Source organism: Lujinxingia vulgaris (genome assembly GCF_007997015.1).
Lineage (GTDB): Bacteria > Myxococcota_A > Bradymonadia > Bradymonadales > Bradymonadaceae > Lujinxingia > Lujinxingia vulgaris.
In genome coordinates this window covers 646,898-663,411 of the sequence record NZ_VOSM01000001.1, presented here as the reverse complement: position 1 = coordinate 663,411, position 16,514 = coordinate 646,898, and the positions used below count along the sequence as shown (strand labels likewise).

At 64.5% G+C, this 16,514-nt stretch carries 16 protein-coding genes; 14 read left to right on the top strand and 2 right to left on the bottom strand.

The annotated features are described in order from the left end of the window. From hemA to FRC98_RS02625, 9 genes are read left to right on the top strand one after another with little or no spacing between them, the layout of a single operon-like run. Window positions 1–1,290 carry a glutamyl-tRNA reductase gene (gene hemA, locus FRC98_RS02665; protein WP_146979747.1) on the top strand — a complete coding sequence of 430 codons (1,290 nt, stop codon included), beginning with the start codon at window positions 1–3 and terminating at the stop codon, window positions 1,288–1,290. Further along, on the top strand, window positions 1,280–2,188 hold the full coding sequence (gene hemC, locus FRC98_RS02660) for a hydroxymethylbilane synthase (protein WP_230467198.1): 909 nt from the start codon (window positions 1,280–1,282) through the stop codon (window positions 2,186–2,188). The genes hemA and hemC overlap by 11 nt, the downstream gene beginning before the upstream one ends. Further along, window positions 2,185–2,907 (top strand): uroporphyrinogen-III synthase, encoded by a 723-nt coding sequence (locus tag FRC98_RS02655; protein WP_146979745.1) that lies wholly within the window; start codon window positions 2,185–2,187, stop codon window positions 2,905–2,907. Before hemC ends, FRC98_RS02655 begins: the two co-directional genes overlap by 4 nt. Continuing rightward, a complete protein-coding gene (hemE, locus tag FRC98_RS02650; protein ID WP_146979744.1) occupies window positions 2,904–3,932 on the top strand; it encodes a uroporphyrinogen decarboxylase in 1,029 nt (342 codons plus the stop codon). The genes FRC98_RS02655 and hemE overlap by 4 nt, the downstream gene beginning before the upstream one ends. Before the next feature lie 23 nt (window positions 3,933–3,955). After that, the gene (hemG, locus tag FRC98_RS02645; RefSeq protein WP_146979743.1) at window positions 3,956–5,344 is read left to right on the top strand and encodes a protoporphyrinogen oxidase; all 1,389 of its coding nucleotides are present in this window, start codon (window positions 3,956–3,958) and stop codon (window positions 5,342–5,344) included. Between the two features lie 14 nt (window positions 5,345–5,358). Beyond that, window positions 5,359–6,342, top strand: a complete 984-nt coding sequence (gene hemB / locus FRC98_RS02640; RefSeq protein WP_146979742.1) for a porphobilinogen synthase — start codon at window positions 5,359–5,361, stop codon at window positions 6,340–6,342. A gap of 24 nt (window positions 6,343–6,366) precedes the next feature. After that, the gene (gene hemH, locus FRC98_RS02635) at window positions 6,367–7,395 is read left to right on the top strand and encodes a ferrochelatase (protein ID WP_146979741.1); all 1,029 of its coding nucleotides are present in this window, start codon (window positions 6,367–6,369) and stop codon (window positions 7,393–7,395) included. A 59-nt stretch (window positions 7,396–7,454) separates the two neighbouring features. Beyond that, on the top strand, window positions 7,455–8,741 hold the full coding sequence (hemL, locus tag FRC98_RS02630) for a glutamate-1-semialdehyde 2,1-aminomutase (RefSeq protein ID WP_146979740.1): 1,287 nt from the start codon (window positions 7,455–7,457) through the stop codon (window positions 8,739–8,741). A 35-nt stretch (window positions 8,742–8,776) separates the two neighbouring features. Then, complete coding sequence (locus tag FRC98_RS02625) at window positions 8,777–9,088, top strand: GNAT family N-acetyltransferase (RefSeq protein ID WP_146979739.1); 312 nt, start codon at window positions 8,777–8,779, stop codon at window positions 9,086–9,088. 21 nt (window positions 9,089–9,109) lie between these two features. Here the strand turns inward: FRC98_RS02625 and FRC98_RS02620 are convergent, their stop codons facing one another. Next, window positions 9,110–9,802, bottom strand: coding sequence for a protein-L-isoaspartate(D-aspartate) O-methyltransferase (locus FRC98_RS02620; RefSeq protein WP_230467197.1), 693 nt, complete (start codon window positions 9,800–9,802; stop codon window positions 9,110–9,112). 151 nt (window positions 9,803–9,953) lie between these two features. Here FRC98_RS02620 and FRC98_RS02615 point away from each other — a divergent pair, with 151 nt between their 5' ends. From FRC98_RS02615 to FRC98_RS02605, 3 genes are all read left to right on the top strand, one after another. Continuing rightward, entirely contained in the window at window positions 9,954–10,535 is a 582-nt protein-coding gene (locus FRC98_RS02615; RefSeq protein ID WP_146979738.1) for a hypothetical protein, read from the top strand. A 106-nt stretch (window positions 10,536–10,641) separates the two neighbouring features. Further along, a complete protein-coding gene (locus FRC98_RS02610; protein ID WP_146979737.1) occupies window positions 10,642–11,277 on the top strand; it encodes a hypothetical protein in 636 nt (211 codons plus the stop codon). 82 nt (window positions 11,278–11,359) lie between these two features. Continuing rightward, window positions 11,360–11,752, top strand: coding sequence for a VOC family protein (locus FRC98_RS02605; RefSeq protein WP_146979736.1), 393 nt, complete (start codon window positions 11,360–11,362; stop codon window positions 11,750–11,752). A gap of 154 nt (window positions 11,753–11,906) precedes the next feature. Here FRC98_RS02605 and FRC98_RS02600 read toward each other — a convergent pair whose 3' ends face one another. Then, window positions 11,907–14,021: a M13 family metallopeptidase gene (locus FRC98_RS02600; RefSeq protein ID WP_146979735.1), complete on the bottom strand. Its 2,115-nt coding sequence runs from the start codon at window positions 14,019–14,021 to the stop codon at window positions 11,907–11,909. 288 nt (window positions 14,022–14,309) lie between these two features. Here FRC98_RS02600 and FRC98_RS02595 point away from each other — a divergent pair, with 288 nt between their 5' ends. Together FRC98_RS02595 and FRC98_RS02590 are read left to right on the top strand one after the other, a co-directional pair. Then, window positions 14,310–15,098: a sulfite exporter TauE/SafE family protein gene (locus FRC98_RS02595; RefSeq protein WP_146979734.1), complete on the top strand. Its 789-nt coding sequence runs from the start codon at window positions 14,310–14,312 to the stop codon at window positions 15,096–15,098. A gap of 124 nt (window positions 15,099–15,222) precedes the next feature. Further along, on the top strand, window positions 15,223–16,479 hold the full coding sequence (locus tag FRC98_RS02590) for an Nramp family divalent metal transporter (protein WP_230467196.1): 1,257 nt from the start codon (window positions 15,223–15,225) through the stop codon (window positions 16,477–16,479). Window positions 16,480–16,514 lie beyond the last annotated feature (35 nt).

The window sequence follows — 16,514 nt, the reverse complement described above, 5'->3', positions numbered from 1 at the left end:
ATGACCTCACCCAACCGGCTCACCCTCATCTCGTTTAGCCATCGCAACGCGACACTGGCTGAACGCGACGCCCTGGCGATGAGCGCTGCGGATATTGCAGCGCTGGTACCGCTCTGCCGTCAGCGCTGGCTTAGTGAGGCCGCGGTGCTCTCGACGTGCAACCGCACCGAGATCTACCTCTACGGCCCCACGCCACCCACGGTGTGGGAGGAGCTCGGGCCGGAGGTCGCCCGGCTGCGCGGCATTGCGCCCGACGCCCTTCCCCGGCCTCTCATTGCCTACGACGACGATGCGGCGCGCCATGCCTTCCGCGTGGCCGCCTCTCTGGAGTCGCTGGCGCTGGGTGAGAATCAGATTCTGGCGCAGGTTAAAGATGTGCATGACCAGGTGCTGGCCAGCTCGGCCAAGTCACCTGTGCTCGACCGCCTCTTTCAGTTTGCGATCCGCGTGGGCAAGCAGGTGCGCACCGAGACGGCGCTCTGCGAGGGAGCCGTCTCCATCAGCTCGGCGGCGGTGGACCTGGCCAGCAAGATTTTTGGCGACTTCAACCAGCGCGAGATCTTGCTGGTGGGCGCCGGTGAGACGGCCGAGGCCGCGGCGATGCACTTTGAGAAGAGTGGCGGCACAAAATTTGTGGTGCTCAACCGCTCCGAGGAGCGCGGGCGCCTTCTGGCCGAGCAGTTCAAGGGCACCTACCGGCCGCTTGATGAGCTTGAAGACGCCATCGTGAGCGCGGAGGTCGCCGTTTTTGCGACCGGTTCACCCGATTATCTGCTCACCCACGCCGCGCTCAAATCGGTGATGAAGGCGCGCAAGCGCCGCCCGCTTTTCTTGATCGACATCAGCAACCCGCGAAACGTCGATCCGGAGGTGGCGCGCTTTGACAGCGTCTTCCTCTACAACATCGACGACCTGGAGCATGTGGTGGCCGCAAACCTGGCCACCCGCAAAGATGAGATCCCCGCAGCGGAGGCCATCATTGAGCAGATGCTCGAGCAGTGGCGCGCCTGGCAGCAGTCGATGGCGGTGACCCCCACCATCGCTTCGCTGGCGCGCTACTTTGAGGAAGTCTGCACCCAGGAGATCGACCGCCATAACAAGCGCATCTCCGAGCAGGAGCGGGTGATGCTCGAAGAATTCAGCCGCGGGCTGGTCAAAAAGCTTTTGCATAACCCGATCTCGTATCTGCGCAGCTCGGTGGCTAACAACACGCTGCGCTCCGAAGATCTCAACCTTGTGCTCTCGCTCTACAACTTACAGAACAACGATGAGAACCCCGATGAACCTTAAGCTCGGCTCGCGAAAGTCAGCGCTGGCGTTATGGCAGACCCATCATGTGGCCGACCTCTTGAGGGCGGCGCATCCGGGGCTCACCGTCGAGATCGTGACGATGGACACCCTGGGTGACCTGCGCACCGATGTGCCCCTGCCGGCCATTGGTGCCAAGGGGCTTTTCACCCAGGAGCTGGAAGCGGCGCTTGCCAGCGACGCCATCGATCTGGCGGTGCACTCGCTCAAGGATCTTCCCTCGACGCTGCCGGAAGGCATGAAGTTCGCCGGAAGCCCGCGGCGAGCGAGCCCGCTGGATGCGTTCATCTCCACGCGCTACGCCACCTTTGATGAGGTGCCCGACGGAGCGACCATCGCCACCGGAAGTCAGCGCCGAAAAGCCCAGCTTTTGCACCGCCGGCCCAACCTGAAGTTCGCTGACCTGCGCGGCAACATCGGCACCCGGCTCGAGAAGCTGGAGCGTGAGGGCTTTGACGGCATCATCATGGCGCATGCCGCGCTGGAGCGCCTGGAGATGGGCGAGCGGGTCACGTCGGCGCTGCCGGCCGACCAGTATGTTCCGGCGGTGGGTCAGGGGGCGATTGGCCTGGAGTCGCGCATTGGCCGCGATGACATCGACGCGCTGATTGCCCCCATTCTCGACGAGGCGACGATGCGGGCGGTCACCGCCGAGCGCATCTTTATGCGCCGGCTCGAAGGGGGTTGTTCGGTGGCGCTGGGGGCTTACTGTGAGCCGGCCGAGACGCCCGGGCAGTGGGTCTTCCACGCCTGGGTCTCCTCGACCGATGGTCAACAGTGCCTGCATGAGAGTCGCACTGGCGAGGACCCCGATCAGCTCGCGAGCGCGCTGGTCGAGGACTTCCTGGAGCGCGGCGCCCGCAGCATCCTTCGCGCATGACCCCCACCCCGGAGATCGCGTTGCGCATCCTGGACACCGGCACCCGGCCCGCCGCTGCGGTGGAGGGGGCCGAACTTCTGCACTGCCCGGCGCTGCAGGTGGCCTGGCTTGATATTGACGCCGGCGCGCTGCGCGCGCGCCTGAGCGCGCCGCATCTGGTGATCTTTTACAGCGCGCGCGCCGCCGAGGCCGTCATCGCCCAACACATCTTGAGCCCCAACAACGCCCGCGACCATCACCTGGTGGCGGTGGGTCCGATGACCGCCGAGCTGATCGCAAGCGCGCTGGGCGTGCCGGTGTCGGTGCCCGCGGAGCATCACTTTGAAAGCCTCAAAGAGCTGCTCGAAGCAGTGGAGGCGCGCGACATCATCGCCTTCGGGCTGCTCGATAAAGAGCGCGACTTGAGCGCGCTGGCCGAGCGTCGCGGCGTTGCCTTCCACCCGGTGCCGGTCTATGAGAGCGTGCCCGACGTCGCCGCGCTGCGCGCGGCCCTGGTCGAGCATCGGCCCCACTGGGTCACCCTGACCAGCTCCCGCGGCGCCGAAGCATTGCACGAAGCCATGCTCGCTGTGCCCGATCTTGAGCCCCGGCCGCGACTTGCGGCCATTGGCGAGCGCACAGCAGAGCGTCTTCGCGACCTTGGCTTACCCGTCGACCTTATTGCCCCGAGCCCCGACCGCGACCTTCTGGTTGAGGCCATACTTCAGGACCCCACATGAACCGCCGCCAACGCTTCCTCGCCGCCTGCAAAAGCCAGCCCGTTGACCGCCCGCCCATCTGGGTGATGCGTCAGGCCGGCCGCCACCTGCCGGAGTACCTTAAGCTCAAGGAGAAGTACTCCTTCCATGAGCTTGTGCAGACGCCGGAGCTTGCGCTGGAAGTCACCACCCAGCCTCTGCGTCGCTACGATATGGACGCGGCGATCCTCTTTAGCGACATTCTGGTGATTCCCGAGGCGCTGGGCCAGCCCTACCACTTTAGGGATGTGGGCGGCATCGAGATGGAGTTCGCGCTCAAATCGAAGGCCGACATCGACAAGCTCTCCATCGATGCGATCGAAGAGAAGCTGGCGTATGTGCCGGGGGCCATCAAACTGATTCGCGAAGAGCTCGGCGATGAGCGCGCGCTGATTGGCTTTGGCGGCAGCCCCTGGACGCTCGCGACGTACATGATCGAGGGCGGCTCCTCCAAAACCTACGCCCGCGCCAAGCAGATGTTCTACTCGGAGCCCGAGATCTTTGAGGCGCTGATGGAGAAGATCACCGCCGGGCTTGTGCGCTATTTCGAGATGCAGATCGACGCCGGCGTCGACGCCCTGCAGATCTTCGACAGCTGGGGCGGTGTGCTCTCGCCACACGCCTTTGAACACGCCTCGGCCAAATGGATGGGCCGCGTGGTGGAGGCCATCGGCGGTCGGGTGCCCACGGTGGTCTTCTCCAAGGGCATGCATCATCTGCTCGACCCGCTGGTCGCCACCGGCGCCGACGTGCTGGGTGTGGACTGGACCGCGCGCCTGAGCGATGTGCGCCGCGCGCTGCCGGCCAACGTGGCGGTGCAGGGCAACCTCGACCCGATCATCCTCAACACCACCCCGGAGATCGTGCGCAAAGAAGCCACGCGTATCCTCGATGATATGCGCGGGCTCGACGGGCACATCTTCAACCTGGGTCACGGCATCACCCCCCAGGCGAAGATCGAGTGCATGGAGGCGCTGGTCGAGACGGTGACCTCCTACGGTCAGTAATCAGAGCTGTGAGCGGAGCGACCATGACACCTCATATCGCCGTCTTAGGAGCGGGCATCTCCGGGCTTTCGATCGCGTACGCGCTGGAGCAGGCCGGGATGCGTGTGACCCTCTTTGAGGCCAACGAGCGTGTGGGTGGTCCGCTTCGCTCCTCGCGCATCGAGGGCTACCTGGTCGAGCACGGGCCGCACACCCTCTTTCAGCGCTCTGCGGCCCTGGCCTCATTGCTCTCGGAGCTCGGGCTGGATGACGCCATCGTTGACGCGCGCGAGAGCGCGTCGCGCCGCTATGTGGTGCGCTACGGACGGCCGCTGGTGTTGCCGCAATCGCCGGCTGCGTTCTTGAAGAGCGAACTTCTCTCCACCTCGGCCAAACTTCGACTTCTGGCCGAGCCGCTGATTCCCGGCTTCGATCGGGAGGGCGTCGACGAGAGCCTGGCGAACTTTGTGGAGCGCCGTCTGGGTCGGGAAGTGCTCGACTACCTGCTCGATCCTTTTGTAGGAGGCACCTACGCCGGCGACCCGCGCCAGATGTCGGCGCGCCACACCTTCGGGATGCTCAAAGAACTTGAGGATGAGGCCGGCTCGCTGGTGCTCGGTGCCATCAAGCGCAAGCTTCAATCCCCCGACTCCGATACACCGCCGGCAAAAAAACGCCTCCTCTCATTCACAGGTGGCCTCCAGACCCTGACCGACGCGCTGGCCTCAAAGCTCAATGGCGAGCTCAAGCTCGGCGCGCCAGTCACCGGTCTTCGCCGCGATGAGGGGAGCTGGCGGGTGCTCTACCGACGCGGCAAGTCCAACGCCGGCGTCAGCGTCGACGCCGTCGTCTCCACCCTGCCCTCCTACGCTGTGGCCGATCTTCGCTTGAAGGGTGTGACGCCGCCGGAGCCCGCGCTCAAGCGCGTAGCGAAGATCACCTTTGCGCCCTGCACGCTCGTCTCCACCGGCTTTAAGCGCGGCGACGTCGCCCACCCTCTCGATGGCTTCGGGGTGCTGGCGCCTCGGGTTGAAGAGATGCACACCCTGGGCAGCCTCTTTGTCTCCTCGATGTTCCCGGAGCGCGCGCCCGAGGGCCGCGTCAACCTCACGACCTTTGTGGGCGGCGCGCGTCAGCCTGAGCTTGCGCTCCTCGATGACGACGCGGTGCTCGAGCTTGTGAAGTTCGACCTCAACCGCATCCTCGGGCTGCGCGCGGAGCCGGAGTTCGTGCACATCTCGCGCTGGGAGCGCGCCATCCCGCAGTTTGAGGTGGGCCACCAGCTCGTCCTCGACGCCTACTCCGAGATTGAGGCGGCGATGCCCGGCGTCTTTTTTGCGGGCAACACCCGCGACACCGTCGCGCTTCCCGCGCTCCTCGACGCGCGACACGCGCACGCCGCGCGCGTCACCGACTTCCTTCACCACGCTTAAACCCCGGCTTCACGATGAGCTCTTTTGACCTGACTCGCCGACCGCGCCGCCTGCGCGCGACCTCGCATATCCGCGACCTTGTGCGGGAGACGCATCTTCGTCGCGACGACCTGATCATGCCGATCTTTGTGTCGCACGGCAGCAACATCCGCCGCGAGATCTCCTCGATGCCCGGCATCTTCCAGCACTCGCTCGACGAGCTCGACCGCGAGCTCGACGCCATCAGCCAGGCCGGCGTACCGCGGGTGATCCTCTTTGGCATCCCCGAGCATAAAGACGCCGTGGGCTCCGACGCCTTTGACACCGAAGGCGGCATCATCCAGCGCGCGGTGCGCCACATTAAAAAGAGCCACCCGCACCTCTACGTCATCACCGACGTCTGTTTTTGCGAATACACCGACCACGGCCACTGCGGCGTGCTGGCCGACGACGGGCGCCTGCTCAACGATCCGACCTTGAGCAACCTGCAGCGTCAGGCCATCTCCCACGCGCGCGCCGGTGCCGACATGGTCGCCCCTTCGGGCATGATCGACGGCATGATCGGCGCGATGCGACAGGCCCTCGACGAAGATGGCTTTCATGATCTTCCGATCATGAGCTACGCCGTCAAATACGCCTCAGCCTTCTACGGACCTTTTCGCGACGCGGTCGACTCCGCGCCGCAGTCCGGCGACCGACGCGCCTACCAGATGGACCCGGCCAACGCCCGCGAGGCGCTGGTTGAGGCAGCCCTCGATGTGGAGCAGGGCGCCGACATCCTGATGGTCAAACCCGCCCTTGCCTACCTGGACATCGTGGCCAGTATCCGCGCCAACTTCGACCTGCCGGTGGCGGCGTATAACGTCAGCGGCGAGTATTCGATGGTGAAGGCAGCTGCGGCGAATGGTTGGGTGGATGAGCGCGCGCTCGCCACGGAAAAACTTCTCGCGATGAAGCGCGCCGGCGCCGACATCATCATCACCTATTTCGCCCGCGACCTGGCCGGCGACCTTAGCTGACCTCTTTTTTTCAGGCATGTAGTTATGAGTAAAGGTGTCCTGCTCGTTAATCTGGGCTCTCCCGACTCCACCGAGACCGGCGATGTGCGCCGCTACCTGCGCGAGTTTTTGAGCGATCCGCGGGTGCTCGACATCAACCCGATTCAACGCTCGGCGCTGGTGAACTTAATCATCGCCCCGACCCGCGCCCCCAAATCCGCCGAGGCCTACAAAGAGGTCTGGACCGAGCAGGGCTCGCCACTGATCGTGACCACCTACCGGGTGCGCGATCTTCTGCGCGAGCGCATCGATCTTCCGGTGGAGGTGGGTATGCGCTACGGCAACCCCTCGGCCGAGTCGGGCATCCGCGCGCTGATGGCCCAGGGGGTCACCGAGCTCTTTCTGATTCCGCTCTACCCGCACTACGCCATGTCGAGCTACGAGACGGCCGTGGCCAAAGTGCAGGACACCATGGACGCCATCGCCCCGAAGCTGCGCCTGGTGGTGCAGCCGCCCTTTTACAACGATCCGCAGTACATCGACGCGGTGCTTGAGCGGGCCAAAGACGCGCTGGCCAAAAACCCCGACCACGTGCTCTTTAGCTTCCACGGCATCCCGGAGCGCCAGGTCAAAGCGACCGACCCCTCGGGTTGTTTCTGCCTGCGGATGGAAAACTGCTGTGAGACGCGCCACCCCGCGCATAGCTTCTGTTACCGCCACCAGTGCTTCACCACCGCGAAGATGCTCGCGGCGAAGGCGGGCCTTGAGCGTGATCAGTGGTCGGTGTCGTTCCAGTCGCGCCTGGGCCGTGACCCCTGGCTCAAGCCCTACACCGACTTTGTGCTCGAAGAGCTCCCGTCGAAGGGCGTCAAATCCATCGCGGTCTTCTCGCCAGCCTTTGTGGCCGACTGCCTGGAGACGATCGAAGAGCTGGGCATGGAGGGCAAAGAAGAGTTCATCAAGGCCGGCGGCAAGGACTATGACCTTGTGCCCTGCCTCAACGACTCCACCCTGTGGATCGACCTCCTTGAGCGTTTTGTGACCGACTACCTCGACGGCAAACTCGCCGCCTGAGCGTGGCCTTAAAGACCGCACCCCACCTTAACTTCTCACCAACTCAGGAAGCCTCCGCTATGCTCGAAAAAAGCCAGCAGCTCCTTCAGCGCGCCACCAAATCCATCCCCGGCGGGGTCAACTCGCCAGTGCGAGCGTTTAAGTCTGTTGGGGGCACGCCGCCCTTTATCGAGCGCGCCGAGGGAGCGTATCTCTTTGACGCCGATGGCAACCGCTACATCGATTACGTGCTGACCTGGGGCCCGGCGATCATTGGTCACGCCCACCCGGAGGTGGTTGAAGCGTGTCAGGCGGCGATGGCGAAAGGCTCGTCCTTTGGTGCGCCCACCGAGCTGGAGATCGAGCTTGCCGAGACGATGATCGCGCGGGTTCCCGGCCTTGATGTGGTGCGCCTGGTCAACAGCGGCACCGAGGCCTGCATGTCGGCGATTCGCCTGGCCCGCGGGGCGACCGGCCGCGACAAGTTCATCAAATTTGCAGGCTGCTACCACGGTCACGCCGACTCTTTCTTGATCGCGGCGGGCTCCGGCGCGCTGACCCTGGGTACGCCCAACTCCCCCGGGGTGACCGAGGGCACGGCCAAAGACACGCTGCTTGCGCAGTTCAATGATCTGGGCTCGGTGCGCCAGATTTTCGAGACCTTCCCCACCGATGTGGCCGCGATCATTCTGGAGCCGGTCTGCGGCAACACCGGCTGCATTCCGCCCGACCCCGGGTTCCTTGAGGGCCTGCGAGAGCTTTGCGATGCCCACGGCACGGTCCTCATCTTCGATGAGGTCATGACGGGCTTCCGCGTGGGCTACGGTGGCGCTGCGGGCCGATTTGGCGTCACTCCCGACCTCTATACCTTCGGAAAGGTGGTGGGCGGCGGCTTCCCGCTGGCCGCCTACGGCGGCAAAGAGGCGCTGATGCGTCATGTCGCTCCCGATGGGCCGGTCTACCAGGCGGGCACCCTCTCCGGAAACCCGATCGCGGTGACCGCCGGTCTGAAGACTCTGCAGCTGCTCACGCCCGAGGTCTACGAGGGGCTGGAGGCGGCCAGCCTGCGCCTGAGCGAAGGCATGCAGGCGATCATCGACAAGCACAGCTATCCGATGACCCAGCATCGGGTCGGCGCGATGTTCGGGGTCTTCTTTACCGATAAAACCGTGCATACCCATGAGGATGTGCATGGCTGCGACCTTGAGCGCTTCAACGCCTTCTTCCACGCCATGCTCAAGCGCGGCGTGTACCTGGCGCCCAGCCAGTACGAGGCCGGATTTTTGTCGACGCACCACAGTGACGACCTTATCGACCAGACCCTGACGTGTGCCGAAGAGGCGCTGGCGGAGGTTTTTGCCGACTGAGCCTCGCACACCCTCCCCCACTCCAAGGAGCCACCATGAGCGAGCACGAGCCGAACTTTTCGCATCAAGAGACCGAAACCGGTGGTTCCATCTTCCTAGAGAGGGATGGTGAGCGGGTGGCAAAGATCGATTATCGCCGCGCGCCCTCCGGCGCGATGGAGGTGCATCATACCTTTGTCGACACCTCGATGCGGGGTCAGGGCATGGCGCGCAAACTTGTCGCCGCAGCCGTAGAACATGCGCGCCGCACCGACTGCAAGATCTCGCCATCCTGCTCGGCGGCGCGCGCGATCCTGCAGAAGACGCCGGATTACCACGATGTGCTTGAGGCGGCGTACCTGCCCTGAGCAGGCTCAGGCGCTCGTCGATTAAAACCAGAAATCCCCGCGAGAGGGCGCCTCATCGGCGCCCTCTTCGCCGATCAGGGGCACAAAACGCACCTGGCCAAACTCCTCCCGGCGGTAGCGACGCTCGGAGGTGCGCGTGACACGCACCAGGGTCTGCGGCGCGCTCTGCGGGCCGAGCGGCATCACAAGCCGGCCGCCCACACGAAGTTGCTCAAGCAGCGGCTCGGGGATGGTGAGGGCGCCGGCGGTCACGATGATGCCGTCAAAAGGCGCGACGCCGGCCCAGCCGAGCGACCCGTCGCCGCTGCGCACCGCGACGTTATCGACGCTTAAGTCCGCCAGCGTATGGCGAGCGCGCGCGGCGAGTTCATCGACCCGCTCAATGGTGAAGACTTCGTCAACGAGCCTGGCGAGTACGGCGGCCTGATAGCCCGAGCCGGTGCCCACCTCCAGCACCCGATCGTGGGGATGCGGTCGCAGAAGCACGGTCATCCAGGCCACCAGATAAGGTTGGGTGATGGTCTGGCCGCCTCCGATGGGAAGGGCCGTGTCTTCGTAGGCTTGCGATCGGTAGCGCCGGGGGACAAAACGCTCCCTGGGCACCTCGGCCATGGCCTTAAGTACCGGTTCAAGCTCGATGCCCCGGGAGCGTATCTGCTGCTCGACCATCCTGCGGCGCGCCGGGGCGTAGCGATCCTCTCGTGCGTCTGACATCACGACTCCGCGTAACGAGGAAGTCCATCGCTGCTGATGGCAAAGCTGCACACCCGCAGGTTTGCACCAAACCTCCGGCCCCTGACCTTGAGTACGGCAAAGGGCTCGATTAGGCTTACCTGACGCTGTCTTCCCCCACCCCGGCCCTTCGATGTTACGACGCTCAGACCTTCTCATTCGCCACGGTGCTGCGTTGCTTCTAAGCACGCTGATGGTCGCCTGTTCTTCCGACGCGGAGCCGGCCTGCCAGAGCGATCTGGACTGTTTTGATGGCGAGGCCTGCCAGGGTGGAAGTTGCACGGCGGTGGTGTGCCTGGATCCGGCGCGCGCCTGCAACCCTGACCAGGGCCCGGCCTGCTGCCCGGGCACCTACTGCGCCTATGACGAGCCCTGCAACGTCACCACCGAGGAGGGCTGTTTTACCCGCGGCCGCTGTGAGGCGAAGCGCCAGCCTGGCGAGCCCTGCGACGACGCCAGTCAGTGCGCCGGGCCGGGGGCGTTTTGTGCCGGGCCGGCCGAGGGCCCGGCCACCTGCCAGGTGGCCTCCGAGGCGCTCGACCAGGAGCGTTGCGTGATGAACGCCGACTGCTCCAACGCCGACGGCATCCGCCGCGCCTGCGAAGACACGTATTGCCGGCGCATGAGTGGCGAGCCCTGCGATGATGATGCGCAATGCACGTCCAACCTGTGCACCATTCGTCTGGGCTCGGTCTCGGATCTACGCTGCACCTGAGCGCCCCGGCAAGCCCCTGGTTGGCACGCTCTCTGCAACTATCCAGCGATGAAGCCCGACAACGGGCGCGTTGGATACGCGTCACCCCACGCTTGAGAGGCCGGCCATGATTTCTGGACAACACCTCCTCCACCGATTCGCGATCGCGCTGACGGCGCTGGTGATGAGTCTGAGCGTCACCCTGAGTGAGGCCAGCGCGACGAGCCCCGAGCTCGGTCCGCTGCGTTGCACCACCGACGCCTCGATCGCCGAGACGCTTGGTTGCCTGCAGAGCGACGCGCCCTTTGAGGTTTTGCCCGAGGGAGAAGATCATTGCGCCATCAGCATCACGTTGAGCAACGGCTGTGAGGGGGCGCTGAGCTTCTACGACGGGGAGTGCGTGGCGCTTGAGGCCGATGGCCAGCTCGACGCGAGCTGCCTGCTCGCCGAGATCCCCGCCGGCGCTGAGCTTGGGGTGCCTCTGGAGGCCGGGCTCGATGAGGAGGGTGAGCCTTTTATCGGCAGCGACTCAACCTCGGCGTTCCTGCTGGCCCATGACGGGGAGGCCACCCACGAGGTGAACCTGAGCCTTGAACAATCCTACAGGTTGCCGCCCGGCCAGAGGTCGGACGAGGGCCCGCTGGATTGCAGCAGCAGCGGCAACTCGTCGAGCCCCAACCGCCTGCTGATTGTTCTTCTGCTGGGGTGGTTCGGCCTTCGCGCAATGGCCGCCGCGCCGCGCTCAAAGCCCTCAGCCTCATAATGCCTGAGGCTCGATAGACGCGCGCGCTGCCCCTATGCGATGTTCTTCGCAGGACTTCCCCTCCAACCTCGAGGAGCATCGCATGGCACGCGTCACCGGCATCGGCGGCATCTTCTTTCGCGCTAACGACCCCAAAGCCCTTCAGGCCTGGTACGTCGAGCACCTGGGCCTCCCGGACTTCGATGGCTACGTCATCTTCCAGAACAAAGAAGAGACGCAGCCGGAGGCCTACAGCATCTTTGCGCCCTTCAAAAAAGACACCGAGTACTTTGGAAGCGAGCGCCAGGCCTTCATGATCAACTTCCGCGTCGACGACCTCCACGCCATGCTCCAAAGCCTGCGCGACGCCGGGGTCGAGGTCGATGCGAAGACCGAAGACTCGGAGTTTGGCAAATTTGGATGGGCGGTCGATCCGGAGGGCAACCGATTTGAGTTGTGGGAGCCGCCGGCCGTTCCGTATAGCCCCGACGCCTGAGTTCGCCAGAGCGTGCTTTTACACAGCGAACTGAACGAAAACACCCCCGAGATCCACGCGAATCTCGGGGGTGTTTTTCGTTCAGGCAGTGCGCCCGATGTTGGGGGGCATCAACGCCTCACCCAACTTCAGACCCAGCTCCCCTGATTAAAAATCACCAGATGCGGACGCGCTCTTCCGGCGGCAGGTAGAGGGCGTGGTCTTCGGTCACATCGAAGGCCTCGTACCAGGCGTCGAGGTTACGCACCACGCCGTTGACGCGGTACATGCCCGGGGAGTGCGGGCCGTTGACGAGCTGGGCGCGAAGCGCGTCGTCGCGGTAGAGCGAGCGCCAGACCTGCGCCCAGGCTAAAAAGAAGCGCTGGTCGCCGGTGAAGCCGTCGATCACTGGCGCTTCGCCCTCGGGATAGGTCTTCTCGACGAAGTTGCGGTAGGCCGCATAGGCCATCTGCATGCCACCGAGGTCACCGATGTTCTCGCCCATCGAGAGCTGGCCGTTGATGCAGAGGTCGTCGATCGGGCAGAACTGCGAGTACTGCTCACCCAGCCGGCTTGAAGCTTCTTCAAACGCGGCGTTGGTCTCAGGGGTCCACCAGTCGCGGATGCGCCCATGGGCGTCGAAGCGGCGGCCCTGGTCGTCGAAGCCGTGGCCAATCTCGTGGCCAATGACCGCCCCGATCGCGCCGTAGTTCATGGCCGGATCGGCGTGGGGATCGAAGAAAGGCGCCTGCAGGATGCCGGCCGGGAAGGTGATCTGGTTCATCAGCGGGTTGTAGCTCGCGTTGACCATCTGCGGCGGCCAGCTCCAGCGCTCGCGATCGACGGGCTCTTTAAAGCGCTTGAGCTCCTCGTTCCAGCGATGCTCGCTGATGCGCAGGCGGTTGCCAAAATAGTCGTCGGCGGCCAGCTCCAGCCCTTCGTAGCTGTCCCACGTCTCGGGGTAGCCGATGCGCGGCTCAAAGGTCGACAACTTCTCCAGAGCCTGCGCGCGGGTGGCGTCGTCCATCCAGTCGAGGGTTTTCAGGCGGCCCTCAAACCCTTCGGTGAGGTTGGCGACGAGATCTTCCATCTGCGCCTTGGACTCCGGCGGGAAGTGCAGCGCGACGTACTCCTGGCCCACGGCGTGACCCAGGGTCCAGCCCACGAGCTCGGTGCCGCGGCGGTCGCGCTCGCGCTGCTCTTCGGTGCCGCGCAGCGTCTTGGAGTAAAAAGTGAAGCTGGCCTCATCAAAGGCGCTCGGCAGCCAGGACGCGCGATCGGAGATGAAGTGGAAGGTCAGGTAATCTTTGAGAAGATCGAGCGAGGCGTTTGCAAAGACCTCCCCGATGCCCTCCACCGCGCTGGGCTGCGAGACGATGACCTTATCGAGGTCGGTCAACCCGCGGATCTCCAGGCCCTCTGCGAGCTTGAGGGAGGGCGCCAGCGCCGCGTATTCCTCGACGCTGAGCACGTTGTAGGTCTCCTCGACCTGGCGGGAGCGCTCGCGGGTCCAGTGCGCCTTTGCGATCGCCGTCTCCAACGCCAGGATGGCCTCGGCCTTCTCGACGCCGCCTTCGATCATGGCGAGCTCGAAGAGACGAGCGATGTATTCGAGGTAGGCCTGGCGGTACTGCACAAAGCGCTCGGACTCATCCAGGTAATAGTCGCGGTTGGGCATCCCCAGCCCGCTCTGCCCGGAGCTCACCGTGTAGACGGTGGGGTCGGCCGGGTCGGGCATGATGCGCACGCTGACCATCACCGGGTAGACCGGGTCGGCCATCAGACGCGCGGCGGCGTCATGGGAGTCCAGCGCGTTGATGGCGGCGAAATGAGGCTGCAGCGGCTTTAGACCGGCCTCTTCAATGGACTCGGCGTCCATCCAGCTCGCGTAGAGGTCGCCGATGAGCTGAGCGTTGCTGCCCGGCTCTCCGCCTTCTTTTGCGGCGGCGAGGATGATCTGGTTGACCTGCTCCTCGGCCTCCAGGCTGAGCATGTCGAAGACGCCGTAGCGCGCGCGGTCCGAGGGAATCTCGGTGGTCTCCTGCCAGGCGCCGCTGGCGTAGGCGTAAAAATCGTCGCCGGGGGTGACATCTGTGTTCATGCCCTCGGTATCAAAGCCGAAGTTGCCAAAACGCGGCTCGCCAGTGGCCTCGGCCTCCGCGGCTTCTTCGACCTCCACGCCGAGTTGCGGCTCGGTCTCTTCGCTCGCACTCTGCGGTTGCGTCGCACACGCCGCTCCCACCGCCAGGCCCAACCCGGCCAACCACCAGCTGCTCTTTTTCAACCTCATACACGCCTCGCTTTTCGCTTCGCTCTGTTTCCGTCGTCTGCCCGGGCAGACGCTGCTTTGTCTCAAATACTCGCCACCTGCTTAACCGCCATCGCCCCCCTCGGCAATCCTCGCTCCGGGGGGGCGTAGCGGGTATTTTCGATCTTCCCTCCCCAAAACGCCCGGAATTATGTATACTCTGCGCGCTTTATGGGTGCACAGGTCACCTCTTCCCCCCGACCTTTCGCTGCGCCCTGCGTTCGTCGCCGTCCTCTCGGACAGCCTGGTTGACCCTCTCTAAAGGCCCCCATGACTCTCGGGCTTGGCATTATCCTTGTTCTTATCGCGCTTATCGGCGGGGTGTGCATCACCACGATCGGGCCCGGTGGCATCTTCGTCACCATCGCGCTCTTTCTTCTGCTCGACATCGATCCGGCCACCGTCGCTGGCACCGCCAGCGTGACCTTTATCGGCACCGGCCTTCTGGGAAGTTACGCGTACCTGCGCTCCGGACAGCTGGCGACGTCGACCGCACGTAACGCCGCGCTGATCTTGAGCCTCACAAGCGTGGTGGGGGCTTTTGTGGGCGCGCGGCTCAACACCGTGCTCGACGCCGACCTCTTCGGGCTTCTGCTCGGCGGGTTCGTGCTGATGACGGGCGTGATCATCCTGGTGCGCGAGCGCTCTCGCTCCCGCGCGCTGGAAGCACCTGCAGACTTTGAGCTCGACTCCCCGAAAGGTCGCCTGGCGATGGCGGGTCTGGGCCTTGCCGTGGGGCTGCCCGGCGGACTTCTCGGCGTGGGTGGCCCGGTGCTGGCCGTGCCTCTGATGGTGGTGCTGGGCGTGCCGATGCTCCTGGCGGTGGCGCTTGCCCAGGTGCAGTCGATCTTCATCGCGGCCTTCGCCGCGCTGGGCTTTGCGATGGTCGGTGCCATCGACTGGGGACTCGCCATACTGGTGGGCATCCCCCTCTTCATCGGCACCGTCGCCGGCTGGGTCATCGCCCGCCGCATCGACCCCACTCGCCTCAAAACAGGCCTGGCGTTCGTGCTGCTCGCCCTGGGCATCTACATGCTCTCGGGCGCCGGGACGACATAGCGCGCCGACGTATCACCCTCCGATCGCCACCATCTTCATGGTTTGCAAGACCCACACGCGCGGGATGCCCTCGCACGTCTCGCGCCCCCCTTGCCCCCTTCCACCCCCAACACAACGAGAACTTATGTTGAAAGTGCAGTCCCTTATGAAGCGTTTTTTCGAGAAGTACGGCCTGAGCTTTGTGATGGTCGCCAGCTACTTTGGCAGCGGCTCCATCTACATCGCCAGCCAGGCCGGGGTTGAGTACGGCTACGCGTTGATCTGGGCGGTGATCGGCGCGGTGCTCCTGGGTTTTATGGCCCAGGATATGAGCGCGCGCCTGGGCATTTTTGGCGACACGCTGATGGGCTTTATCCGCAAAAAGATCGGCAAAGGCCCGGCGCTGACCATCGCCCTCTTTCTCTCGCTGGGGTGCATCGCCTGGACGGTCGCGCTGACTGCGGCGGTGGGGATGTCCGTTGAGATTCTCACTGGCGAGGCGCTGGCCTGGCAGCCGGTGGCGCTCGTCGCCGGGGTCGCCGCGATTCTCACCGGCGTGCTCAAATACGACCGCGTCGAGAAGTTCGTGACCGCGATGATGTTCGTGCTGCTCGTGCTCTACATCGTCGTCGCCGGTGCCAGCGGTCCCTCCCCGGTGGAAGTTGCGCAGGGCTTTGTGCCCTCACTCCCCGACCAGGGCGCGATGTTGCTGGGAGCTGCGATTCTGGGGACGACCGCGCTGTGGCCGAACTTCTTTCTGGAGTCGATCCTCGTCAAAAAGAAAGGCTGGACCACCAAAGAAGATCTCTCCGATGTGCGCCACGACCTGAGCTTTGGCTACATCGTCGGCGGCATTATCACCGTGTGCATCATCGTGGTGTCGGCCGCCGTACTCCGCCCGGCCGGCTACACCGAACTAACCAGCTTCATTACGCCCGGCCAGGCCCTGGCCGAAGTCCTTGGCGAGTGGGCGATGGTCGTCTTTTTGCTCGGAGTCATCGGCGCTGCGTTTAACAGCATCGTGCCCATCATGTGGACCATCCCCTACATGATCCTGGAGGCCGTCGACGCCCCCGAGAAAGAGCAGGACTCGAAGTCCTTCAAACTCATCTACGCCGGCGGCATCCTGCTGGGCATGTCGTCGCCCATCGTCTCGGCGGTCACCGGCCTGAGCATCGTACAGATGATCACCCTCTTCCCGGCCTTCAACGGCGTGTTTGGACTTCCGCTGACCGCGGCCTTCCTCTTCTGGGCGGTGAACGACAAGAAGACGATGGGCGAGCACGTCAATGGATGGAAGAGCAACCTGATCAACGTGGTGCTGGTGATTTTTGCCACCTACGTGGCGATCAGCTCCGGACGCGGCGTCCTCGAGGCGATTTTCGGTGGGATGATGGGCTAAGCCCGCGGCTCCAGCAGCCCCCCCCTCGAAGGGGG